General features: G+C 67.7%; 22 protein-coding genes. 13 read left to right on the forward strand and 9 right to left on the reverse strand.

The genetic code is table 11. The annotated features are described in order from the left end of the window. Positions 1-73 precede the first annotated feature (73 nt). Together ACFTS5_RS33265 and ACFTS5_RS33270 are read right to left on the reverse strand one after the other, a co-directional pair. A complete protein-coding gene (locus ACFTS5_RS33265; RefSeq protein WP_101469203.1) occupies positions 74-496 on the reverse strand; it encodes a DUF3052 domain-containing protein in 423 nt (140 codons plus the stop codon). A gap of 127 nt (positions 497-623) precedes the next feature. After that, a complete protein-coding gene (locus tag ACFTS5_RS33270) occupies positions 624-1,172 on the reverse strand; it encodes a hypothetical protein (RefSeq protein WP_378639088.1) in 549 nt (182 codons plus the stop codon). 216 nt (positions 1,173-1,388) lie between these two features. Here ACFTS5_RS33270 and aceE point away from each other — a divergent pair, with 216 nt between their 5' ends. From aceE to ACFTS5_RS33310, 8 genes are all read left to right on the forward strand, one after another. Then, on the forward strand, positions 1,389-4,271 hold the full coding sequence (aceE, locus tag ACFTS5_RS33275; RefSeq protein WP_378639091.1) for a pyruvate dehydrogenase (acetyl-transferring), homodimeric type: 2,883 nt from the start codon (positions 1,389-1,391) through the stop codon (positions 4,269-4,271). A 44-nt stretch (positions 4,272-4,315) separates the two neighbouring features. Continuing rightward, the gene (locus tag ACFTS5_RS33280) at positions 4,316-5,617 is read left to right on the forward strand and encodes a PucR family transcriptional regulator (RefSeq protein ID WP_378639139.1); all 1,302 of its coding nucleotides are present in this window, start codon (positions 4,316-4,318) and stop codon (positions 5,615-5,617) included. A gap of 127 nt (positions 5,618-5,744) precedes the next feature. Beyond that, the gene (locus tag ACFTS5_RS33285; RefSeq protein WP_378639093.1) at positions 5,745-6,659 is read left to right on the forward strand and encodes an ACP S-malonyltransferase; all 915 of its coding nucleotides are present in this window, start codon (positions 5,745-5,747) and stop codon (positions 6,657-6,659) included. Between the two features lie 81 nt (positions 6,660-6,740). After that, positions 6,741-7,046 (forward strand): meromycolate extension acyl carrier protein AcpM, encoded by a 306-nt coding sequence (gene acpM / locus ACFTS5_RS33290; protein ID WP_056821158.1) that lies wholly within the window; start codon positions 6,741-6,743, stop codon positions 7,044-7,046. Positions 7,047-7,055: 9 nt separating this feature from the next. Continuing rightward, positions 7,056-8,312, forward strand: coding sequence for a KasA/KasB family beta-ketoacyl-ACP synthase (locus ACFTS5_RS33295; RefSeq protein ID WP_266299014.1), 1,257 nt, complete (start codon positions 7,056-7,058; stop codon positions 8,310-8,312). 117 nt (positions 8,313-8,429) lie between these two features. Then, positions 8,430-9,860, forward strand: a complete 1,431-nt coding sequence (locus tag ACFTS5_RS33300; protein WP_364410755.1) for a carboxyl transferase domain-containing protein — start codon at positions 8,430-8,432, stop codon at positions 9,858-9,860. 377 nt (positions 9,861-10,237) lie between these two features. After that, positions 10,238-10,633 carry a hypothetical protein gene (locus tag ACFTS5_RS33305; RefSeq protein ID WP_378639097.1) on the forward strand — a complete coding sequence of 132 codons (396 nt, stop codon included), beginning with the start codon at positions 10,238-10,240 and terminating at the stop codon, positions 10,631-10,633. 99 nt (positions 10,634-10,732) lie between these two features. Further along, positions 10,733-11,197 carry a winged helix-turn-helix transcriptional regulator gene (locus ACFTS5_RS33310; RefSeq protein ID WP_378639100.1) on the forward strand — a complete coding sequence of 155 codons (465 nt, stop codon included), beginning with the start codon at positions 10,733-10,735 and terminating at the stop codon, positions 11,195-11,197. Between the two features lie 22 nt (positions 11,198-11,219). Here ACFTS5_RS33310 and ACFTS5_RS33315 read toward each other — a convergent pair whose 3' ends face one another. Beyond that, positions 11,220-11,915 carry a nitroreductase gene (locus ACFTS5_RS33315; RefSeq protein WP_378639103.1) on the reverse strand — a complete coding sequence of 232 codons (696 nt, stop codon included), beginning with the start codon at positions 11,913-11,915 and terminating at the stop codon, positions 11,220-11,222. Between the two features lie 115 nt (positions 11,916-12,030). Further along, a complete protein-coding gene (locus ACFTS5_RS33320; RefSeq protein ID WP_378639105.1) occupies positions 12,031-13,866 on the reverse strand; it encodes a VWA domain-containing protein in 1,836 nt (611 codons plus the stop codon). A gap of 194 nt (positions 13,867-14,060) precedes the next feature. Between ACFTS5_RS33320 and ACFTS5_RS33325 the strand changes: the two genes are divergently transcribed. Further along, positions 14,061-15,851, forward strand: a complete 1,791-nt coding sequence (locus ACFTS5_RS33325) for an Eco57I restriction-modification methylase domain-containing protein (protein ID WP_378639108.1) — start codon at positions 14,061-14,063, stop codon at positions 15,849-15,851. On the opposite strand, the gene ACFTS5_RS33330 is transcribed toward ACFTS5_RS33325, so the two are convergent. The 4 genes from ACFTS5_RS33330 to ACFTS5_RS33345 all read right to left on the reverse strand — a co-directional run bounded on the left by ACFTS5_RS33330 (position 15,819) and on the right by ACFTS5_RS33345 (position 18,234). Beyond that, positions 15,819-16,442, reverse strand: coding sequence for a TetR/AcrR family transcriptional regulator (locus tag ACFTS5_RS33330; RefSeq protein WP_378639111.1), 624 nt, complete (start codon positions 16,440-16,442; stop codon positions 15,819-15,821). The genes ACFTS5_RS33325 and ACFTS5_RS33330 overlap by 33 nt on opposite strands. Before the next feature lie 7 nt (positions 16,443-16,449). Beyond that, positions 16,450-16,638 (reverse strand): hypothetical protein, encoded by a 189-nt coding sequence (locus ACFTS5_RS33335; protein WP_378639113.1) that lies wholly within the window; start codon positions 16,636-16,638, stop codon positions 16,450-16,452. A 115-nt stretch (positions 16,639-16,753) separates the two neighbouring features. Continuing rightward, on the reverse strand, positions 16,754-17,269 hold the full coding sequence (locus tag ACFTS5_RS33340) for a gamma carbonic anhydrase family protein (RefSeq protein WP_101469311.1): 516 nt from the start codon (positions 17,267-17,269) through the stop codon (positions 16,754-16,756). Positions 17,270-17,277: 8 nt separating this feature from the next. Beyond that, positions 17,278-18,234 carry a GlxA family transcriptional regulator gene (locus tag ACFTS5_RS33345; RefSeq protein WP_378639117.1) on the reverse strand — a complete coding sequence of 319 codons (957 nt, stop codon included), beginning with the start codon at positions 18,232-18,234 and terminating at the stop codon, positions 17,278-17,280. Between the two features lie 71 nt (positions 18,235-18,305). Here ACFTS5_RS33345 and ACFTS5_RS33350 point away from each other — a divergent pair, with 71 nt between their 5' ends. The 3 genes from ACFTS5_RS33350 (at position 18,306) to ald (ending at position 20,935) form a co-directional block, all read left to right on the forward strand. Next, on the forward strand, positions 18,306-19,076 hold the full coding sequence (locus ACFTS5_RS33350) for an MBL fold metallo-hydrolase (protein ID WP_378639119.1): 771 nt from the start codon (positions 18,306-18,308) through the stop codon (positions 19,074-19,076). A gap of 95 nt (positions 19,077-19,171) precedes the next feature. After that, positions 19,172-19,756, forward strand: coding sequence for a hypothetical protein (locus tag ACFTS5_RS33355; RefSeq protein ID WP_378639122.1), 585 nt, complete (start codon positions 19,172-19,174; stop codon positions 19,754-19,756). A gap of 66 nt (positions 19,757-19,822) precedes the next feature. Continuing rightward, complete coding sequence (gene ald, locus ACFTS5_RS33360; RefSeq protein ID WP_378639123.1) at positions 19,823-20,935, forward strand: alanine dehydrogenase; 1,113 nt, start codon at positions 19,823-19,825, stop codon at positions 20,933-20,935. Between the two features lie 17 nt (positions 20,936-20,952). Here ald and sigJ read toward each other — a convergent pair whose 3' ends face one another. Next, positions 20,953-21,879 carry an RNA polymerase sigma factor SigJ gene (gene sigJ / locus ACFTS5_RS33365; RefSeq protein WP_378639125.1) on the reverse strand — a complete coding sequence of 309 codons (927 nt, stop codon included), beginning with the start codon at positions 21,877-21,879 and terminating at the stop codon, positions 20,953-20,955. Positions 21,880-21,996: 117 nt separating this feature from the next. On the opposite strand from sigJ, the gene ACFTS5_RS33370 reads away from it, so the two are divergent. After that, positions 21,997-22,932, forward strand: a complete 936-nt coding sequence (locus ACFTS5_RS33370; RefSeq protein ID WP_378639128.1) for a cobalamin biosynthesis protein — start codon at positions 21,997-21,999, stop codon at positions 22,930-22,932. Positions 22,933-23,094: the final 162 nt, after the last annotated feature.

A 23,094-nucleotide genomic window follows, 5' to 3' on the forward strand; every position in this document is an offset into this window, starting at 1 on the left:
ACTACGAATCCTCCGTCGTGTCGGGTCCCAGCCGGGCATGCGAGCCCAACTGAGACCCTAGCGAACGGCGGATTCAGCGCTGTTTGGACGGTGCCTTCGGCTGAACGAGGCGTGAGCCGGTCCAGCTGCCGAGGCTGATGGTGGATGTCTGGGTCAGGCCGGCCGTGGGTGCGGCTTCGGCGATCTCGCTCGGATCGACATGGCCTTGTTGACCGGTTTTGGGGGTGAGGACCCAGATGAAGCCTTCATCGGCCAGCGGGCTGATGGCATCCATCAGCTCGTCGGCCAGATCGCCGTCACCTTCTCGCCACCACAGCAGGACGGCGTCAACGACCTCATCGGAGTCTTCGTCGACCATTTCGCCGCCGCTGACCTCCTCGATCTCGGCGCGCAATGCGTCGTCGGTGTCCTCGTCCCAGCCCAATTCCTGAACAACCAAGCCGTGAGAAATGCCAAGCTTCTGAGCGTAGTTCTGCGCGTCCGCCGCGGCGACCACGGTGGTGTCCTCCCTAAACTTCCGACAGTAAGATAGGTGCAAGCGAACATGGTTATCGGCCGTAGCGCAAGCTGATCGGATGAATTGGGACCGTATGCCGCGTGTCGGGAGGGCGAAATCGGCCGTCTCAACAGGCGTCGTGGACCGCGGTGCGTGCCTGGTTGATGGTGCGGCTGGCCTCGTTGAGCTTGCCGACAGGTGAGTTGTAGGTCATCTTTCTGGTCTGCACGGCCAGCTCGCGTGCCGCGACCACATACGCGGTGAATTTGTCGGCCAGTTCGGTCGGCAACGCGCCTGCCGCGGCGACGACGCCCGACTCCACTTTGGTCGCCGCGTTGTCGAGGGTGGTGGCCGCGGACTCGCGCTTGGCGGCGTAGTCGGGAGCGTTGGTGTCGTGTGCGGAGACGAAGTCGTTGTACGCGGTGACGCCGGCGCCGGTGGTGGTGGCGAACTGGCCGCAGTTGTCGGTGATCGCGCGCTCGCGCGCGGCCGCGGCGCGCGAGGACGCGGCGGCCGAGGACGACGCCGCGGCGGTGGTCTTGTAGGCGGCTACTTCGGCCGCGTCGGTCGTCGGTGTGCCGGGGATCTGCTCGGCACAACCCGCCACCACCGAACCCGCGGTCACGGCGACAAAGGCACAGATCAGCCCCAGTCGGCGCGCGTGCAGCACCCTCATCGTCCGGCGTTCCCTCTCACTCACGTGCGCGACTCGTATTTCCCCGCAGAACCTACCTAATGGTATTCGCGTTGAGGTGATGACCTCGGCAGCCGTTTCGGTAAGGATGGGGGGTGCACCCGAACCTTTCGCAACGGGTGGTCCGCACACCAAGCGGGCAGGCCCGGGGATAGCGACGCCGACCAAGCAGTTCAGCCCCCATCACGAGGAGCAGATTTGACCGACCTGATCCACTCTGCAGCTTCCAACGATCCAGTAGCGACCTCCACCGGGGGCGGTGAATCCACCACCAAACCCACCGGTGAACGGGTACGGGTCATCCGCGAAGGAGTGGCGTCGTATCTACCGGATATCGACCCCGAAGAGACCAGTGAATGGCTGGAATCCTTCGACGACATGCTCGACCGGGAAGGCCCGGGTCGCGCCCGCTACCTGATGTTGCGCCTGCTCGAGCGAGCGGGCGAACGCCGTGTCTCGATTCCGGCGCTCACCTCCACCGATTACGTCAACACGATTCCCACCGAGAACGAACCGTGGTTTCCCGGTGACGAGGAAGTCGAGCGCCGCTTCCGCGCCTGGATCCGGTGGAACGCCGCGATCATGGTGCATCGCGCGCAGCGCCCCGGAATCGGTGTCGGCGGCCATATTTCGACCTACGCGTCCTCGGCGGCGCTCTACGAGGTGGGCTTCAACCACTTCTTCCGCGGCAAGGATCACCCCGGCGGCGGCGACCACGTCTACATCCAGGGCCACGCCTCGCCCGGCATCTACGCGCGCGGTTTCCTCGAGGGGCGCCTGAGTACGGACCGGCTCGACGGATTCCGTCAGGAGTACAGCCACGGCGGCCTGGGCAAGGGACTGCCGTCCTACCCGCACCCGCGGCTGATGCCGGACTTCTGGGAATTCCCGACGGTGTCGATGGGCCTGGGCCCGATGAACGCGATCTACCAGGCCAGGTTCAACCACTACCTCACCGATCGCGGCATCAAGGACACTTCAGACCAGCACGTCTGGGCCTTCCTGGGCGACGGCGAGATGGACGAACCCGAGTCGCGCGGCCTGATCCAGGTGGCCGCCAACGAGGCGCTCGACAACCTCACCTTCGTGATCAACTGCAATCTGCAGCGGCTCGACGGCCCGGTGCGCGGCAACGGCAAGATCATCCAGGAACTGGAGTCGTTCTTCCGTGGCGCCGGCTGGAACGTGATCAAGGTGGTCTGGGGTCGCGAGTGGGACGCGCTGCTCGGCGCCGACCGCGACGGCGCGCTGGTGAACCTGATGAACTCCACCCCCGACGGTGATTACCAGACCTACAAGGCCAATGACGGCGCGTACGTGCGCGACCACTTCTTCGGCCGCGACCCGCGCACCAAAGCGCTGGTGCAGAACATGTCCGACAGCGAGATCTGGAATCTCAAGCGCGGCGGCCACGACTACCGCAAGGTCTACGCGGCGTATTCGGCGGCGATGGCGCACAAGGGCCAGCCGACGGTGATCCTGGCCAAGACGATCAAGGGCTACACCCTCGGCAAGCACTTCGAGGGCCGCAACGCCACCCATCAGATGAAGAAGCTGGCGCTGCAAGATCTCAAAGACTTCCGCGATCTGCAGCGCATCCCGATCAGCGACGCCGAGCTGGAGAAGGACCCGTACCTGCCGCCGTACTACCACCCCGGCATGGACGATCCGGCCATCGAGTACATGCTGGCCCGGCGCAAGTCGCTCGGCGGTTTCGTGCCGGAGCGTCGCTCGTCCGCCAAGGCGCTGAAGCTGCCGGGCGACGAGGCCTATCGCTCGGTGCGCAAGGGTTCGGGCAAGCAGAAGGTCGCCACGACGATGGCGCTGGTGCGCCTGGTCAAGGAACTGTTGCGCGACAAGGAGATCGGCAAGCGGATCGTGCCGATCATTCCCGACGAGGCCCGCACCTTCGGCATGGACTCGTGGTTCCCGACGCTGAAGATCTACAACCGCAACGGCCAGCTCTACACCTCGGTCGACGCGGAACTGATGCTCGCCTACAAGGAGAGCGCGGTCGGCCAGATCCTGCACGAGGGCATCAACGAAGCCGGTTCCACCGCCTCGTTCACCGCGGTCGCCACCTCCTACGCCACCCACGGCGAGCCGATGATCCCGCTCTACATCTTCTATTCGATGTTCGGGTTCCAGCGCACCGGCGACAGCTTCTGGGCCGCGGCCGACCAGCTCGCGCGCGGATTCGTCCTCGGCGCCACCGCGGGCCGCACCACCCTCACCGGTGAGGGTCTGCAGCACAACGACGGGCAGTCGCTGCTGCTGGCGTCGTCGAATCCCGCTGTGGTGACCTATGATCCGGCGTTCTCGTTCGAGATCGCGCACATCGTGCGCGACGGTCTGCGCCGGATGTACGGCGGCGGCGAGGCCCCGGCCAGTCAGCTGCCCGGCACCGAGGTGCCCGCGGTCGGCACGTTCGGCGGGGAGAACATCTTCTACTACATCACCCTGTACAACGAGCCCTATCAGCAGCCGGCCGAGCCCGACGACCTCGACGTCGCGGGTCTGCTCAAAGGTCTGTACCTGTACCAGGGCGGCGGTGAGGGCGAGGTTCGTGCCCAGATCCTCGTGTCCGGCGTGACCGTGCCCGACGGCCTGCGCGCGCAGGAGATCCTGGCCCAGGAGTGGGGTGTGGCCGCGGATGTGTGGTCGGTGACCTCGTTCGGCGAGCTCCGCCGGGAGGCGCTCGACAAGGAGATCGCGGCGCTCAAGCACCCCGACGCGGATTCGGGTTCGCCCTACGTCACCCAGGCGCTCTCGGCCGCGCGGGGACCGGTGGTCGCCGCGACGGACTGGATGCGCGCGGTGCCCGATCAGATCCGGCAGTGGGTGCCCGGCGACTACATCACCCTCGGCACCGACGGGTTCGGCTTCTCCGACACCCGCACGGCCGCGCGCCGGGTGTTCAACGTCGACGCGCAGTCGATCGTGGTCGCGGTGCTCGAGGGTCTCGTCCGGGACGGCACGTTCGACAAGGCCAAGGCGGTGGAAGCGGCCGCGAAATACGGCATCGACAGCGTGGCCGCCGCGCCGAAGCCGAGTGCGGACGCGGCAGAGGAACTCGCGTAGCGGACTATTGGACTGTGGAGCGCAAACCGCCGCGGCCCCGTCGGATCACCGAGGGCACCAGCGAACACGAGGTCTATCTGCCGACGGGGGCTCTGTCCCCGAATCGGCAGACCCGTGATCCGCTGCCCGACACGCTGCTCAAGCGGGTCAAGCAGTTCTCGGGCCGGCTGTCCACCGAGGCGGTGGGGTCGATGCAGGATCGGCTGCCGTTCTTCGCCGATCTGGACGCCGCGCAGCGAGCGGGCGTGCAGATGCTGGTGCAGACGGCGGTCGTGAACTTCCTGGAGTGGTTGCAGGATCCCGATTCCGATATCCGCTTCAGCCTGGACGCGTTCCAGGTGATTCCACAGGATCTGGCGCGGCGGCTCACGCTGCGCCAGACCGTGGACATGGTGCGGGTCGCCATGGACTTCTTCGAGCAGTGGCTGCCCGCGCTGGCGCGCAACGATCGGCAGCTGGTGGCGCTCACCGAGGCGGTGCTGCGGTACGGGCGTGAGCTCGGCTTCGCGGCCGCCTCGGTGTACGCCAGCGCCGCCGAGTCGCGCGGCGCCTGGGATACCCGCCTGGAGGCCCTGGTGGTCGACGCGGTGGTCCGGGGCGACACGGGCCCGGACATGCTTTCCCGGGCCGCCACGTTGAACTGGGACGCCACGGCGCCCGCCACAGTGCTGGTCGGCACACCGCCGCTGGACCAGGGCGTGTCGACGGTCGGTGCGGTGCACACCATCGCGACCAAACACGGCAGGGCCGCGCTGGCGGTGGTGCAGGGTGCGCGGCTGGTGATGGTGGTCAGCGGGCACCTGGGGGAGTCGGGCATGGGCTCGCCGTTCCTCACCGACCTGCTGGCCGAGGTGTTCTCCGACGGTCCGGTGGTGATCGGTCCGACGATGCGTACCCTCGGCGCCGCGCACGCGTCGGCGATCGAGGCGCTGGCGGGAATGGAGGCCGTGGTGGGCTGGCGCGCGGCGCCAAGGCCCGTTCACGCCACGGAGTTGCTCCCGGAACGCGCGTTGCTGGGCGATAGAGCTGCGATAGAGGCGTTGAACGAGTATCTTGTGCTCCCGTTGGCTGCTGCCGGATCTTCGTTATCCGACACACTCGACGCCTACCTGGATTGTGGCGGAGCAGTAGAAACTTGCGCTCGGCAGCTGTACGTCCATCCAAATACCGTTCGGTACCGACTCAAACGAATCGGTGAGGTCACCGGCCGCGATCCCATGAATCCCCGGGACGCCTATGTGCTCCGAATCGCAGCCACAGTGGGCCGTTTGACACGAACGCATAACGAATCGTCTCCTCCTGTCACAGAAACCCCGCCTGTCCCATTGGCTCACGACCCCCTGTAACGGGATTGGGGAATCGGTCGATCCCGGCACCCCACCTCGGATTTTGTGGGACCCCTACAAAAGCGATCGGAAAGCTTCATTCGCGCCGACATCTCATGCGGCGGGGGTCACAGTGTTGTCTTAGGGGGTGATCGCGTTGCTCACCCCTGGACAGGGGTCCCAGACACCCGGCATGCTCACGCCGTGGCTCGCACTTCCCGGTGCGACTGATCGCCTCGAGCTCTGGTCGAAGGCCGCAGGCCTAGATCTGGTCCGTCTCGGTACCACCGCGACGGCCGAGGAGATCGTCGACACCGCGGTGACGCAGCCGCTCGTGGTCGCCGCCGCACTCCTCGCGTTCGCCGAAATCACCCCCGGGGCGATTCCGGCGGATACAGTCGTCGCCGGACACTCGGTCGGCGAATTCGCCGCAGCCGCTGTCGCCGGTGTCATCACCGCCGACGAGGCAGTCGCCCTCGCCGCCATCCGCGGCCGGGAGATGGCCAAGGCCTGTGCGCTGGAGCCGACCGGCATGTCCGCAGTGCTCGGTGGCGATGAGGCCACCGTGCTCGCACGGCTCGCCGAACTCGATCTCGTCCCGGCCAACCGCAACGCGGTAGGTCAGATCGTGGCAGCGGGTCGCTTGGAAGCTCTGGCGGAGCTCGCCGCGAACCCGCCGGAGAAGGCACGGGTCCGCGCGTTGCCCGTCGCCGGTGCGTTCCACACCGTCTTCATGGCCCCGGCACAGGAAGCTGTCGCCGATGCCATCGCCCAGATCTCGCCGAGCGACCCGATCCGGACGTTGCTGTCGAACTTCGACGGACAACCGGTCACCTCGGGCGCCGACGCGATCGAAAAACTTGCCGCTCAGGTCACTCGCCCCGTGCGCTGGGACCTGTGCAACGAGACCATTCGCGCCGCGGCCGTCTCGGCCGTGGTCGAGTTGCCGCCGGCGGGCACGCTGGTCGGCATCGCCAAACGGGAACTGAAGGGCACGCCCAATCTGGCCCTGAAGACCCCCGAAGACCTCCCCGCGTTGGCCGAACTGACCACCTCGGGCTAGCTTTCCCCCCGGCGGTCGTGCACAGCGAAGTGCAGGCCGTTCACGAACCCTACAAATAGCAACAAGAAGGGAGCCACCAAAGTGGCCGCTCTGACCCAGGAACAGATCGTCGAAGAACTCGGCAAGATCATCGAAGAGGTTACGGGTATCGAACCCTCCGAGGTGACCCTCGAGAAGTCCTTCGTCGACGACCTGGACATCGACTCGCTGTCCATGGTCGAGATCGCTGTGCAGATGGAAGACAAGTACGGCGTCAAGATCCCCGATGAGGATCTGGCCAGCCTGAAGACCGTCGGCGACTCCGTCGCTTACGTCCAGAAGCTCGAGGCCGAGAACGCCGACGTCGCCGCCGAGCTCAAGGCCAAGTTCGACAGCGCCGGCGAGTAGGGCCGAACTTTGACCACTCCTGCTCCCAGTACTTTGAACGGGAACTTCCCCAACGTCGTCGTCACGTCGATGGCGGCGACCACGTCGATCGCTGGTGATGTCGATGCGACGTGGAAGGGACTCCTCAACGGTGAGAGCGGAATCGACGTTCTCGAGGATTCCTTCATCGAGGAATACGACCTGCCGGTGCGAATCGGCGGTCACCTGAAGGTCAGCCCCGACACCCTGTTGAGCCGGGTCGAGATCCGCCGCATGGCGTATGTCGAGCGCCTGGCGACCGTTCTCGGTCGCGAGGTGTGGAAGAACGCGGGCAGCCCTGAGGTCGACAACGACCGTCTCGGCGTCGCGATCGGCACCGGACTCGGCGGCGGCGACGCCCTGATCGACTCGGTCGACAAGCTGAAGAACGGTGGCTATCGCAAGATCTCGCCGCTGGCTGTTCAGATGGTCATGCCGAACGGTCCGTCGGCGGTCGTCGGTCTCGAGCTGAAGGCCAGGGCGGGAGTGGTCACTCCGGTCTCGGCGTGCTCGTCGGGTTCGGAGGCCATCGCCAACGCGTGGCGGATGATCGTGATGGGTGACGCCGACATCGTCGTCACCGGTGGTGTCGAGGGCTTCATCGACTCGGTGCCGATCGCGGCGTTCTCCATGATGCGCGCGATGAGTACCCGCAACGACGATCCGAAGGGTGCTTCGCGTCCCTTCGACAAGGATCGCGACGGTTTCGTCTTCGGTGAGGCCGGCGCGCTCATGGTCATCGAGACCGAAGAGCACGCCAAGGCGCGCGGTGCCACCATCCACGCTCGTCTGCTGGGTGCCGGTATCACCTCCGACGGGTTCCACCTGGTCGCTCCCGATCCCGAGGGCACCGGTGCGGCCAGGGCGATGACTCGCGCGATGCAGACCGCTGGTCTGACCAAGAGCGACATCACCCACATCAACGCCCACGCGACCGCGACGCCCATCGGTGACTCCGCCGAGGCGAACGCGATCCACAAGGCGATCGGTAAGCACGCTTCGGTGTACGCGCCGAAGTCGGCACTGGGTCACTCGATCGGCGCCGTCGGCGCCCTGGAGTCGATCCTCACGGTGCTCGCGATCCGGGACGGCATTGTTCCGCCGACACTGAACCTGGACAACCAGGATCCGGAGATCGATCTCGATGTGGTGCACGGGGAAGCCCGTCGCCAGGAAATCGAGTACGCGATCAACAATTCCTTCGGTTTCGGTGGGCACAACGTCGCGCTCGCCTTCGGTCGGGCATAAGCCGCCGACTGCATTCCGATCCCCGGTGGGGGTCGTGCCAACTGAATGGTTCGACTCCCACCGGCGGTTCGCCACAGCAGCCGCCGCCGCGGCAATCTTTACGAAGGAGTGAGCGCGATGACCATCATTGCTCCCGCGTTTCAAGACACCACCACCGATCCGCGCGACCCACTGGGTCGGCTCCAGCGCTTCTTCGACCCCGGCACCGTCCTGCCGCTGCATCCGCGTGACCGCTCCGGCGTGCTCGCCGCGATCGGCGAGGTCGACGGGGTCCGCACCGTGGCCTACTGCTCCGACGCGACCGTCATGGGCGGCGCGATGGGTGTGGAGGGCTGCAAGCACATCGTCGACGCGATCGACACCGCGATCGAATCCGGCATTCCCGTCGTCGGGCTGTGGCACTCCGGTGGCGCGCGCCTGGCCGAGGGTGTCGAGGCGCTGCACGCGGTAGGCCTGGTCTTCGAGGCCATGGTTCGCGCGTCCGGTCTCGTTCCCCAGATCTCGGTGGTGCTCGGCTTCGCCGCCGGTGGCGCGGCCTACGGTCCCGCGCTGACCGATGTGGTCATCATGGCGCCCGAGGGCCGCGTGTTCGTCACCGGGCCCGACGTGGTGCGCTCGGTGACCGGCGAGAACGTCGACATGGAGACCCTCGGTGGTCCCACCACACACTTCAAGAAGTCCGGCGTCTGCCACATCGCCGCCGACGACGAGGCCGATGCCATGCACCGCGCGCGCCGGCTGGTGTCGATGTTCGCCGAGCAGGGCGAGTTCGACCTGGTCGCGGCCGAGCACGGCGATGTCGATCTCAAGGCGATGCTGCCGGAGTCGGCCAAGCGCGCCTACGACGTGAAGCCGATCGTGCACGAGCTGCTCGACAACGTCGACGGTGAGTCCTCCTTCGAGGAACTCCAGGGTGGTTACGCCCGCAGCATGGTCACCGGTCTCGGTCGTCTGGGCGGTCGCACCGTCGGCGTCCTGGCCAACAACCCGCTGCGCCTCGGCGGCTGCCTGAACTCCGAAAGTGCTGAGAAGGCTTCACGTTTCGTGCGACTGTGCGACGCGTTCGGCATCCCGCTGGTCGTGGTCACCGATGTTCCCGGCTACCTGCCCGGTGTCGGCCAGGAACTCGAGGGCGTGGTTCGTCGCGGCGCGAAGCTGCTGCACGCCTTCGCCGAAGCCCGCGTTCCCCGCGTCACCCTGGTGACCCGCAAGATCTACGGCGGCGCCTACATCGCGATGAACGCCCGCGCCCTCGGCGCCACCGCCGTCTACGCCTGGCCCGGCTCCGAAGTCGCCGTCATGGGCGCCAAGGCCGCCGTCGGCATCCTGCACAAGAAGGCACTCGCCGCCGCCCCCGAATCCGAGCGCGAAGCCCTCCACGAGCGCCTCACCGCCGAACACGAGCAGCTCGCGGGCGGCGTCGAACGCGCCGTCGCCATCGGCGTCGTCGACGAGGTCATCGACCCCGCCAAAACCCGCAGCATCATCGCCGCGGCCCTCGCGGCGGCTCCGGCCCGCAAGAGCCACCACAAGAACATCCCACTGTGATCTGACTGTGCCATCAGTTCGACGGCCGTCGCCATCTTCCTGACTCAGGAAGTGGCGGCGGTCGTTTCGCTTTCGCTCATGTCGTATTCGTCGATATCGAGTTCCGCACGGGTCGCGAGTAGGAGCACGGGCGACGACAGGTGCCACCCAAGCGGACGCGGCCAGGTGTGCGCCTTTGCGCAGGGCGTCCCCACGGTGCCCCCTACACACCATCTGGATCGTCGTAGTAACGCACGACCTGCATGCTCGCGCTCAGACCTGGTTGCTGTACCAGCGAAATCACCTGGGGAAGAGCCGAAGCAATCTCCGCGGAAGAATACCGGCGTGCATCTGAGGCAGTCAGTCCGTAATCTTGCCGCTGATCAGAGGGGTTCGAGATGGTGCGTCGGCGAAGTCCACAGGAGAAGAAGTCGCTCAGCTACGCCAAGGATCGTCGGAACGGCTACGGCGAGAACGACAAGAGCTCGCGCAAGAACATTCCGCGCAACAAGCGCATCCGGAACCGCGCCGACCGGCACCGCGACAGCGGCTCGGCCGAAGCTTGCGGGCCTGTCGACCTGGAGGCCGCCGAAGAGTACGAGGTAGACCTACTGGCGCGATCGAAGTGGCAGACGGCGCGGTGGCAGAAGAAGCCGGATATTCCGCTGCGTGCGATGGTGGCTTACAAGCTGCGGCGCCGCGCGCATCGAGTCGCGATGGCTGCCGAGCGGGACAAGGTCGGCAGAGAAGCTGCGGCCGCGTACTCGAATACGCAAGGTGGCATCTCGAGATAACGAGGTGCCCCCTGGAGCGGGAGACTGTCACTGTATGCCGGGACCACCGGCTGGGTCGGTGCCCGCTCGCTATAGTGCGCCCACGCGCATAATGGCAGGGTGCGCTATGAGGAACTCGCAGACGTCCCGTGCTCTATCACGCGGCCGCTGGTGATCTTCGGTGATCGCTGGACCTTGCTGATCCTGAAGTACAGCTTCGCCGGGGTACGGCGTTTCAACGCGTTCCAGAGCGCGCTGGGGATTTCGCGGAGTCGGCTGCGGGATCGGCTCGATCGGCTGGTCGAACACGAGATTCTGGTGAAGCGGCCGGTTGATGACGGTGTCTACGAGGAGTATCGCCTCACCGAGAAGGGGCACGCGATCTACCCCATTCTGATGGCGATCCGCGATTGGGGCGATGCCTACATGGCGCCGGATGGGCCGCCCGTGGAATACCGGCATCGTGGTTGCGCGGGGGAGGCGCACGCGCATCTGACGTGCGACGAATGCGCGGCGGAGATCACCGCGCGCGACGTCGAACCGCAAGCCGGTCCCGGAATGTCCTCGGCCGGGCACCCTGCCTGACGCGGCGCGGTGATCCGCCCGGTCAGGACGTGTGCCAGGTGACCTGGTCGTCGAGGGGGGCGCGGGCGGTGCGGAAGGCGTTGATCGGGTGGGTGGTGTCGGGGTGGCCGAAGGAGACGCCGAAGACGACCTTGCGGTTGTCGGGGATGGCGAAGTAGTCGCGGATGAAGGGGGCGTAGGAGGCCAGGGCGGCTTGGGGAGCGGCGCCGAGGCCGAGAGCTTGGGCGCCGAGGAGGAAGTTCTCGAGCCAGAGGCCGCAGTCGACGGCGCCGTAGATGCCCAGGTCGGCTTCGGAGGTGACGATGGCGACGTGCGGGGCGTCGAAGAATTCGAAGTTGCGCACCATCTGGCGCATGGTCTTCTCGTGGTCGCCCTTGACGATGCCGACGCTGTCGTAGAGCTGGAACCCGCAGGCACGGCGACGGTCCCGGTAGATGCCCTCGTAGGCGGCGGGGAATTCGAAATCAGGTGTGTTGCCTGCGGTTCGGATGTGGTCGAGGAGTTCCTTGCGGAACCGCTCGGTGCCTTCGCCCGCGGTGACCACGACCTGCCAGGGCTGGGTATTGCACCACGACGGCGTGCGCTGGGCGAGGGTCAGCAGCTGTTCGATGGTCGCGCGGTCGACCTGCTCGGAGGTGAACTGACGGCAGCTCCAGCGTTCGTCGGCCAGCCGCTGGAGAGTGGCGAAATCGCTGCTGTCGTGCTCGGTCTGCGCCATCGCGCGGCTCCCTACGGTACGGAGAACTGGTCTCATTTTGAGACTAATTTAGCAGTTCGGTCACCGCGGCGGAACCCGCCGGCACCACGGACTCGGGTGCCGGCGGAAGCCGGAATCAGTCGCGTCGACGAGCGACGACCAGGATCGCGATACCGACGCCGACGACCAGCGCCGCGCCCGCCCCGATCAGGGCGTACAGGGCCCACGGCCGCGCGACCGTCGCCGGACCTCTCACGGCGACAGTCTGTTCGGCTTCCGGCTGAGCGCTGACGCCGACATAGGTCGGCCCTGCTTCGGCCGCGCCCGACACGGCGACGTCGAGCTGTATCGGCGTCGGCGGCATCGCGTCCGCGCCCATCGGGATGCCGAGTTTGACCGCGATGTAGTGCCAGCCGGCCACCGCCTGCCGTTGGACCTGCGAATCTGACTGATCCCGGTTGGCATACCGGACCGGCACCGACGCCAGCGCGAGCTCAGCGCTCGACCTGCCCGTGTAAACGGTGGTGTCGGAGTCGATGTCGCGACCGAGCGGCGAATACAGGGTGGTCTCCACATTCGACGCGGCGGTGCTGTTCGCGCCGCCGGTCTCGGCGAACCGCACGCGGTAGGCCAGTCCCTGCCCCCAGTCGAGCCGCACGCGGTAGAAGACGTACTCACCGGACTGGAGGGTGTCGGTGAAGTTGCCGCCGCCGGGCAGCGTGGAGGCGGTCGTGAACGAGCCGCCACCGCTCATCGGTTGGGCGGGCCCGGCCGGATCGGTGAAGGTCACCGGGGTGCTCATCGCGGCCGGCCCGGGATCGGTGACCCCGGGTTCGATGCCGATGAGGATTTCCATCGGCAGTCGCGCGGGCGAGCCCTTGGCCACCAGATCCCAGTTCAGCTCGAAGTAGTAGCGGCCGCCGCCCTTGCACTTGGCGGAATCAGCGCTGGTGGGTTCCTCGGCCGCCCCCTCGAAGGTCTTGGCGACGGTGAGTGCGACACCGTCGCTGGCCCTGGTCTCGAGTTCACGCTCGCGAATACCGCAGTCGGCGCCGTCGCGGCCGAAGACCCGCAGTTCCAGCGCGTTCATGTCCTCGGTCGTGGAGACGCCCTTCGCCCGGGGAAACGAGACGATCCCGGTGAAGTGGGCGGTCGCGCCCGCGGGCACGTCGACCGCGTAGAGGCGCTTCTGCTGCTGACCGATGGTGTCGAGGTACTGGCCGGGTTTCGCGACCGGCGCGGTCCGGTATTCGTCGGTGCCGGTGATGGGTGTGCCGGTGGCCTGGTAGTTGCGCAGCGCGGCCGAACTCACCCGCGGCAGAATGCGTTCCAGCGCGGCACCGTCGGCGGCATCGCTGTAGGTGCCGCCGGTGGCCTGGGCCGTGCACGTGAGCTGGGCGCGCGCCTTGTCGTCGACGGCGAACCCGATCGAATGCACGATCAGGTCCAGACCCTGCGCCTTCAACTCCTCGGCGACCTCGCACGGGTCCGGCGGTGAACAGGTGTCGTCACCGTCGGAGACGAGCACGATCGAACGCGGTCCGGAATCGGGCAGCGCGTCGGCGGCCTGGCGCAGCGCGGTGCCCACCGGGGTCCAGCCGCGCGCGTGGATACCGTCGACAGCGGTGGTGAGAGCGGGCTTGTCGATGGTGGTCGGTTGCCGCAGCACCTGGACGTCGCGGCACCCTGCTGCCTTGTCCGCCTCGGCATTGCTGGTGCCGGTGCCGTAGGTGGTGAGTCCGACCGAGGACTCGGCGGGCGCCGAGGCGACGAACGCGCGCACGGCCCGCTTCGCCGAATCCATCATGGTGCCACCCTGATCGGGGCGCTCCATCGAGCCCGAGGCATCGAGGATGAGCATGGTCGGTGCGTACCGGCCGGGGTCGGCCTGCGCGAGGACCGGGGGTAACGCGGGCAGCACGGTGAGGGCTACGGCGGTGAGTGCGGCGGTCAGCGTGCTGAGTCTCGGCATCGTCCTCGGCTTCGGTGCAGCGGGGTGAAACCGGACAGACGTTACCTATCGCCCACTGCTCGCTCCACCCCTGATCAAGTGGCGCAAACCACTGTTTGAAACACTCGATCGGGTTTGCGCAGGTGAGGTCGTCGCGCTGCGGCCCGGCTCGCGCCTGCGGCGCATCGGGGCGGTTCCGGGGCACAATCGAACGCATGGCTTTGCAGGCCCGCGACGCACAGGAGCGTAAACGGCACGGCAGGCACTACACGCCACCGGAGCTCGCGCGGTTCCTGGCGCGACGAGCGCTGCGGTACACCCCACGCGCCGGCGTGCTGCGCGTGCTCGACCCGGCGTGCGGGGACGGCGAGCTGTTGCTGGCCGTACGTCGGGAAGTCGCCTCGACTGCACCGGATATGGCGGTACGCCTGACGGGATTTGACCTGGATCGACACGCGGTCGCCGAAACCGCCGACCGGGCCGCCGCGCTCGGCATCGAAATAGAGTGCCGCGGCGGCGATTTCCTGGCAGCAGCGGCCCAGCTGGCCGACGGCTCGTTCGATTTGATCATCAGCAATCCGCCGTATGTCCGCACCCAGCAGTTGGGCGGCGCGACCGCACAACTGCTGAGCAAACAGTTCGGCCTGCGCGGGCGGATCGACCTCACCCATCCCTTCGTCGCCATCGCGCCGCGGCTGCTGACTGCCGGGGGAGTGCTCGGATTGCTCTGTGCCAACCGCTTTCTCACCACGCGGGCCGGATCGAACCTGCGCCGAATTCTCACCGATGAACTGACACCGGTGGAGCTCTACGACCTCGGTGACACCAAACTCTTCGCCGCCGCGGTGCTGCCCGCGATCACCGTCGCCCTGCGTGCCACCGGACCACCCGACTGCCGCTATGTCTCGGTCTATGAGGAATCGGGGGTCGAACCCGACTGCACCACCGCGCTTTTCGACGCGCTGGCGGGCGAGGATGCCTGCCGCGTCGGCGCTGGGGGGCGGGTGTTCGCGGTGGAGGTCGGGGTGCTGGCGACAGGCGACGCGGTGGCCCGTGCGCCCGTGACAGAGGTGCGGCCGGCGAAGTCGTTGGCCCCACCGGCGGTGAACGCGGAGTCGGCGGGGCTGGTCGCCCCGCGAGGCGGTATCCGCTCCGGCCGTCACGGTGACACCGCGTGGCGCATGTCGCGCCCCGCTGTCGATGACTGGCTCGGCCGGATCGCCGACCGCACCTGGCGCTCGTTCGGGGAGGCCGCGCGGATCCGGGTGGGGATCAAGACGACAGCCGATCGGGTGTTCATCTCGGACCGCTGGGATCAGATGGACCCGACGCCGGAACCGGAACTGCTGCGGGAGTTGATCACTCACCACGATCTGCAACCCTGGCGGGTCGCGATGGCACGCGGCACGAAGGTGCTCTATCCCTACGATCTGCTGCAGCCCCGCCGCACCCCGATCGACCTATCCGAATTCCCCTGTGCAGCAGCATATTTACAGTCGCACGAACAAGCTCTGTCGGGCAGACGTTACGTGCTCGACGGTGGCCGGAAGTGGTTCGAGATCTGGGTTCCCCAGCGCCCACACCTCTGGGGCGCACCGAAATTGGTGTTTCCCGACATCAGCGAACGTCCGCGATTCGCCCTCGACCGATCGGGTGCGGTGGTCAACGGTGACTGTTACTGGATCTCGCTCACCGATCTCGGTGCGGGTCGCGCGGCCATCGATCTGGCGTATCTGCTGATGGGCGTGGCGAATTCGGCACTGGGACTGCGGTTCTACGACGCCGTCTGCGGCAACCGGCTGTACTCGGGCCGGCGCCGCTGGATCACCCAGTACGTGGCGCGACTGCCGGTGCCCGATCCTGGCTGCCCGGCGGCGGGTGAGGTCGTGCGAAGGGTGCGCGCACTGCTGGAAGACGGTGTACCGGTGGCTGATTCGGGCATCGACGAGGTGGTGGCGGCGGCCTTCGGCGTGTCAGCGGATGTCGCGGAGGCCGACCATCGGTAGCAGTGTGCGCCGCGCGAACTCCCGCCCGGCTTCCGCGTCGTCGAGCGGAATGAGTCCGTCGGGGGTCAGTGCCAGCGACAGCGCGAGCCGCGCCATGATCTCGGCGACCAGATCGGGATCGAATTCGGGCACCGGCGCGCTGACCTGGAGCTCGCGCAGCTTCTCGGCCAGATACGCGCGCCCGACGGCGAGGATCGGCCCGGCGTCGGTGGTGAGCCGGGGCAGGATGATCTCCGGCTCGGTGCTGAGCAACCGGCGCAGCAGCTCATTGCCTGCGATGGTGGTGACGAAGGCGACGAAGATCTCGACGAGCTGCTCGCCGGGTTCGGTGACCGCGCGTACTCGCTCATCGATCTCGGTCACATAGCGCTGCGCCTCGCGCACGCCGACCGCTTCGACCAGCTCGTTCTTGGATTCGTACCGCCGATAGAGGGTGGCCGGGCTGATGCCGGCCCGCCGCGCGATCTCGCCCATGCTCGTGCGCTTGATCCCGAAGTCCAGAAATGCCGACAGCGCGCTGTCGAGCAGCTTCTCCCCGTCGGTGACGGGCTTTTCGAGTATCCGCGCGAGGATCGACGTAACGGTAGGCATTACCCCATTATCCCCGCGGCGGCAGATCCAAGGCGGCCATCTCCTGCTCGATCGCATTGGCCGCGAAATGTACTCCGCGAGAACGGAGTTCGTGAACACGGGATTGGAGTGCCTCGACCCCGCCGGGCTGGGCCGCGATATCGGCCACGCTGAGCCGTCCCGCCGCTCGGCGCACACCGGAATGCACGTAAGCCACCGTGATACCTCCTGCCTCGCGTATCCGGTGCCGACCGCCACTCTTATGATCGGACGCAATACGCAGGAGAAATGCTATCAGGGTTCCCTACTGGTCACTTGCTCAGTGTGACGGGTCACAACACCTCGGCGTCGCGATGGTTGGTCAGATTGTGCAGATACACCGCCGCGTTGAGCTTGATGCCGTCCTGCTGGGCTGGGGTGAGTTCGCGGCGCACCTTGCCCGGCACGCCCGCCACGAGTGAGCCGGGCGGAATCTGCGCGCCCTCGGGAATCAGGGCATTGGCCGCGATCAGGCTGCCCGCGCCGATCACCGCGCCGTTGAGCACGGTCGCGCCCATGCCGACGAGAACATCGTCGCCGATGGTGCAGCCGTGCAGAATCGCGTTGTGTCCCACCGAGACCCCGGTGCCGACGGTGAGGGCGAAACCGGGGTCGGCATGCAGCACGCAGCCGTCCTGGATATTGGTGCGCGCGCCAATGCTGATCTGTTCGAGGTCGCCGCGCAGCACCGCCGAGTACCAGACGCCGACCTCGGCGCCCAGGCGGACCCGCCCGATCACGGTCGCGTTCGGCGCGATCCAGGCAGTGTCGTCGATCTCGGGAGTGAACCCGCTCACCTTGATGATCATGAACGTCATTATTGCGCCGCACCGCGGAACTGCGCGCGGTGGGCCGCCGGAGACGTGCCGAGCACGCGGTGGAAGTGGTGGCGCAGGCTCACCGTGCTGCCGAAGCCGGTATCGCGGGCGACCCGGTCGACGGTGTCGTCGGTCGATTCCAGCAGCAGCCGGGCATGGTCGATGCGCTGCTGCAGGAGCCACTGCTGGGGACTGGTGCCGGTGCGATCGCGGAAGCGGCGGGTGAAGGTGCGCCGCGACATCAGCGCCTCGCGGGACCAATGGTCGAGGTCGACGGCGGTGTCGAGGCGGGCGCGAGCCCAGGCCATCGCGCATTCGATCGGGTCGTCGGGGTCGTCGTCGGGCACCGCGATCGGGATGTACTGCGCCTGCGAGCCGTGGCGGTGCGGTGCGGTGACCAGCGATCGCGCCAGTTCGGTGGCAGCGCGGACGCCGAGGTCGGTGCGGACGATGTGCAGGCAGCAGTCCAGTGCGGCGGCGACGCCCGCGGAGGTGATCACGTCGCCCAGGTCGCTCCACAGGGTGTCGGCGCGTACGTGGACGTCGGGGTAGGCCAGAGCCAGTGCGTCGGCGGCGGCCCAGTGGGTGGTGACCTCGCGGCCGTCGGCGAGTCCGGTCGCCGCGATCGCCCAGGAGCCGAGGCACAGGCCGACGAGCCGCGCGCCCCTGGCGTGGGCGATGTGGACCGCCTCGTTCAGCGCGGGCGAAATCCCTTGGTCGCGGACCCATCCGGGAAAGACCACCAGGCCGGCGGTGCTCACGGTATCGAGACCGTGTCGGACGGTGATGTCGAAACCGGCCGCGGTGGACAGTGTTCCGGGTTCCTCGGCGCAGACCCGCACGTCATAGGGCGACGTGTCGTCGACGCCGGTACCGGATCTGCCGAACACCAGGCTCGGCACCGACAGGTGGAACGGGCTGATTCCGTCGAACGCGATCACGGCCACCGAGGTCATGGCCCGATCTTAGCGTTGTACGGCCTGCAGGCCACTGTCGGGTGGTGGCCCGCTCGGCGAAAGTTATCGGCATGACCGAGATGATCACCCGCCCCGCCCTGGCAGCCGCCCTGCATATCGGCGGCCCGACCCTGCGTTTCCGCTACGGCGGACTGACCTGGCTCACCGATCCGACCTTCGACGAGCCCGGCGACTACCCGGGTCCGATCACCCTGCACAAACTCAGCGGTCCGGCCGTACCGGTCGAGGAGATCGGGACGATCGACGTGGTGCTCCTCTCGCACGACCAGCACGCCGACAACCTCGACAACGCCGGCCGTGCGCTTCTCGCCGAGGTCCACACGGTCCTCTCGACACCGGATGCCGCCAGCCGGATCGAGGATGTGCGTGGCCTGGCGCCGTGGGAGACGGTGACCGTCGGCGCGGTGGAGATCACCGCGGTGCCCGCACTGCACGGGCCGCCGGGATGCGAGCCGTTCAGCGGTGTGGTCACCGGATTCGTGCTGCGCGCGCCGGGTGAGCCCACGGTGTACGTCTCCGGCGACAACGCCTCGGTGGAGTTGGTGGAGCGGATCGTCGAGCGGGTCGGGCGCATCGATGCCGCGGTGCTGAACATCGGCGGGGCCAATGTGGGGCGGTTCGGCGACAGTGATGTCACGTTGAACGCCCGCACCGCCGTCGCGGCCGCCGCGGTGCTCGGCGATGCCGTGATCGTCGCCGTGCACGCGGAGGGGTGGGGTCACTTCAGCGAGTCGCTGGACTATCTCGAGCGCACCTTCGCCTACGCCGAGCGCGCGCACCAGCTGATCGTGCCGGTGCGAGGTGAAATGTTTTCCGTGTGAGCGGCGATTCAACGAATAGTTCTGCTATCTAACATCTTTCGTGCGGCCCCGCACCTGGTCCTGCCAGGTGCGGGGCCTTGGGCTGAGGAGAAGACATGTCGCGGAAGTTACCGAGGGGCAACCTGTTCCGGATCGTGCTCGGTGTGCTGATGGCTTTGGTGGTGTTCGCTGTCGGTGCCTGTTCGTCGGGCGGTGGTGACTCCGGTGATTCGGGATCGACTTCGGTATCGAAGACGTCGGCCACCACGACGCCGTCCGTGACGCCGACGAGTTCGCCTGCGGCATCCACTGTTCCGGGAGGTTCGGGTGGTGGGTCGACGCCGGAGTCGTCGTATTACCACTCACCCACGCAGGCCGCGCCGGGGTCGCCCGCGCAAGGGGAGATCCCGCCCGGGTACACCTGTGTGCCGGGGCCGGAGTGTGGAACGGACTCCTGCGGTCACAACGAATGCGGCATCCCACCCGGGTACAACTGTGTGCCCGGCCCGGAGTGCGGAACAGACTCCTGCGGTCACAACGAGTGTGGTGAAACGGTCCCGCCGGTCACGACGACCCTCGCCCCGACCACCACGCCACCCGCGGTGACCTCGACGCAGACAACAGCACCGCCGACCACCACCACCGTCCCGGCGACAGCCCCGGAAACCACGTCCAGCCCGCCGGTTCCGGCCCCGGCGTAGTCGGCGCGACCGCGACACGCGATCGAGCCGACGGCTGAGCTCCGGCCCAGGTCCTAGGCTTGCCGGATGACGCGAACGGGCGTAGTCGTCGGGGTGCCGACGGAGGTCAAGCCGCAGGAGTTCCGGGTGGCGCTCACTCCGGCGGGCGCTACCGAACTGGTCGCGCACGGGCACGAGGTGCTCGTACAGGCCGGGGCCGGTGTCGGGTCCGGCTTCGCCGACGACGACTACCGCGCCACGGGTGCGTGGATCGTGGCCGACGCCGATCAGGTCTGGGCACAGGCCGATCTGGTGGTGAAGGTGAAAGAGCCTGTCGCGCGGGAATACTCACTGATGCGCCGCGATCAGGTGCTGTTCACCTACTTGCACCTGGCGGCATCGAAGGAGTGCACCGACGCGATCCTGTCCGCGGGAGTCGTCGCCATCGCCTACGAGACGGTGCGCGGGCCCGACGGGTCGCTGCCGTTGCTCGCACCGATGAGCGAGGTGGCGGGCAAGCTCAGCACGCAGGTCGGGGCCTATCACCTGATGGCGCCGATGGGGGGCGGCGGCGTGCTGCTCGGCGGAGTGCCCGGGGTGCGGCCGGCCGATGTGGTGGTGCTCGGCGGCGGCGTCGCGGGGACGAACGCCGCGAGTATCGCGGTCGGGATGGGCGCCGTGGTGAGCGTGCTCGATACGAACCTGGCGCGCCTGCGCGAGCTCGACGCTCGCTTCGCCGGTCGGGTCGGCACCCTCGCCTCGCACGCGCTCGAGATCGAAAAAGCCGTTGTCGCCGCGGATCTGGTGATCGGGTCGGTGCTGGTTCCGGGGGCCAGGGCACCGAAACTCGTGTCCGACGAACTCGTCGCGCGGATGCGGCCCGGCTCGGTGCTCGTCGATATCGCCGTCGATCAGGGCGGTTGCTTCGCCTCGACCCGGCCGACCACCCACGCGAATCCGACCTTCGCCGTGGCGGATTCCCTGTTCTACTGCGTGGCGAACATGCCGGGCGCGGTGCCGCACACCTCGACGGTGGCGCTCACCAATGCCACCCTGCCGTTCGCCACGGTGATCGCCGACAAGGGCTGGCGCGGAGCCTGTGCCGCCGACCCCGGTCTGGCCGCGGGACTCACGGCTGTCGACGGCAAGCTGCTGTCCGCCGAAGTCGCGGCCGCGCACGGATATTCCCTCGGCGCGTAACCGGGGCCGCGTCGCGGCTACCGGCCGCCGCCCAGGTACCAGTCCGGATCGCCGTCGATGGGCAGGTCGCGCAGCTTGTCGGGATTGCGCACCACATTGATGGCGACGACGCGACCGGCGTCGATGACGAACGAGAAGACGCCGACATTGGTGCCGTCGAAGACGACCAGGCCCGGCATGCCGTTGACCAGCACCGCCCGACCCCAGCCGTTCGCGGCGGTGTACCAGCCGAGCAGCATCTTGGCGATGAGCTCCGCCCCGCGCACCGGCTGACGGATGGCGGGCACCTTGCCGCCGCCGTCGGCGGTGAGGACCACGTTCTCGTCGAGAATGCCGAGCAGCGAACTCAGATCACCCGAGCGCCAGGCCAGCGAGAACGCCGAGACGACCTTCTCCTGTTCGGCGGGCGAAGCGGGAAAACGTGGAGTGCCGTTCTCGACGTGCTTGCGGGCGCGGGAGGCGAGCTGCCGAACCGCGGCAGGCGTACGCCCGACCACCTCGGCGACCTCGGGGCCGGTCATGCCGAACACGTCTTGCAATACGAACGCGGTGCGTTCGGCGGGCGAGAGCGACTCGAGCACGACCAGCAGCGCGGTGGTGACGCGTTCGTCCTGGGAGATGCGGTCGGCCGGATCGTCCCAGGAAGTGACCTCGGGTTCGGGCAGCCACTCGCCGACGTACTGTTCGCGGCGAGCGCGCGCGGACCCGAGCTGGTCCAGGGCGAGGCGGCCGATGACGGTGGTGAGCCAGGCACGCAGGTTGTCGATCTCGTCCGCCTTGCCCGCGTCGAACTGCCGTTGCAGGCGCAGCCACGCGTCCTGCACCACGTCTTCGGCGTCGCTGATGCTGCCGAGTGTGCTGTAGGCGAGACGCCGCAGGTAGGGGCGGTGTTCCTCGAAGCGGCGGGCCAGTTCGGCCTGATCGAGAGGCTGCGGTGCGGTCATGATGTGCGCCCGTTCGGTTGATCTTGCTCGGTCCCGGCGAGTCTAGAAGCGCCGTCACAGTGATGACGAAGCAGTGGTCGCGGGTGTGACATTCGGGTCGAGGGCTACCCTCGGCCGGTGCGGAACGGGACATCGACGGCGGTCGGGCTGGTGCTGGGATTTGTGCTCGATCGGGTCTTCGGCGATCCGCAGCGGTGGCATCCGGTCGCCGGGTTCGGTTCGGCGGCAGTGGCATTGGAAGCCAAGACCTATGCCGACGATCGACGTGCCGGGGTGGTGCACGAGGTGATCGCGGTCGGCTCGGTGATCGGGATCGGTGTGCTGGCTTCCCGGAGCAGGGGCGCTGGTGCTGTGCTGCTGACCGCGGTGGCTACGTGGACCGCGTTGGGCGGTCGCAGCCTCGTTCGTGCCGGACACGCTATGGCCGATCGTCTCGACGCCGGCGATCTCGCCGGTGCCCGTGACCTGTTGCCTTCGCTGTGTGGGCGGGACCCGTCGGTGCTCGATGCCGACGGGCTTGCGCGCGCCGCGCTCGAATCCATCGCCGAGAACACCTCGGATGCGGCGGTCGCGCCGTTGCTGTGGGGTGCGGTCGCGGGTGTGCCGGGGGTGCTGGGGTATCGCGCGGTCAACACTCTCGACGCGATGGTCGGGTACCGGAACGAGCGGTACGAGCGGTTCGGCTGGGCTGCTGCCCGTACCGACGATGTTGCCAATCTTGTTCCTGCCCGTGTCACCGGGCTGCTCACGGCGGCCCTCGCTCCGGTGGTCGGCGGGAAACCTTCGGGTGCGTTGCGCTCATGGCGGCGTGACGCTGCCGGGCATCCGAGTCCCAATGCGGGGGTTGTCGAGGCGTCTATGGCGGGAGCCCTCGGTATCGGGTTGGGTGGACGTACGCAGTATCGGCATGGGACCGAACTTCGGCCGACGCTGGGTGACGGGCCGATACCTACTGCTGCGGATCTGCGGCGTGCGGTGCGGATGTCCGGGGCTGTGCAGGTTGGGGCGGTTGTGGTTGCGGGTGTGATCGCCTGGATGCGGGGCGGGCGGTAGGCGTGCGGGTTGGTAGTGAGCGGGATGACGGGGGATAAGTAGTCCCAGACGGTTTGAGGCTGTGTTTATTGGCGCGCTGGCGCGCGCGTGTCCGCGGCCCTGAGGGGCCGCCGGTTAGGCGCCGCGGAATCGCTCCTTCGTCGCATCTCCGCGGCGCCTAAC

It is taken from the genome of Nocardia sp. NPDC056952, assembly GCF_042674185.1.
Lineage (GTDB): Bacteria > Actinomycetota > Actinomycetes > Mycobacteriales > Mycobacteriaceae > Nocardia.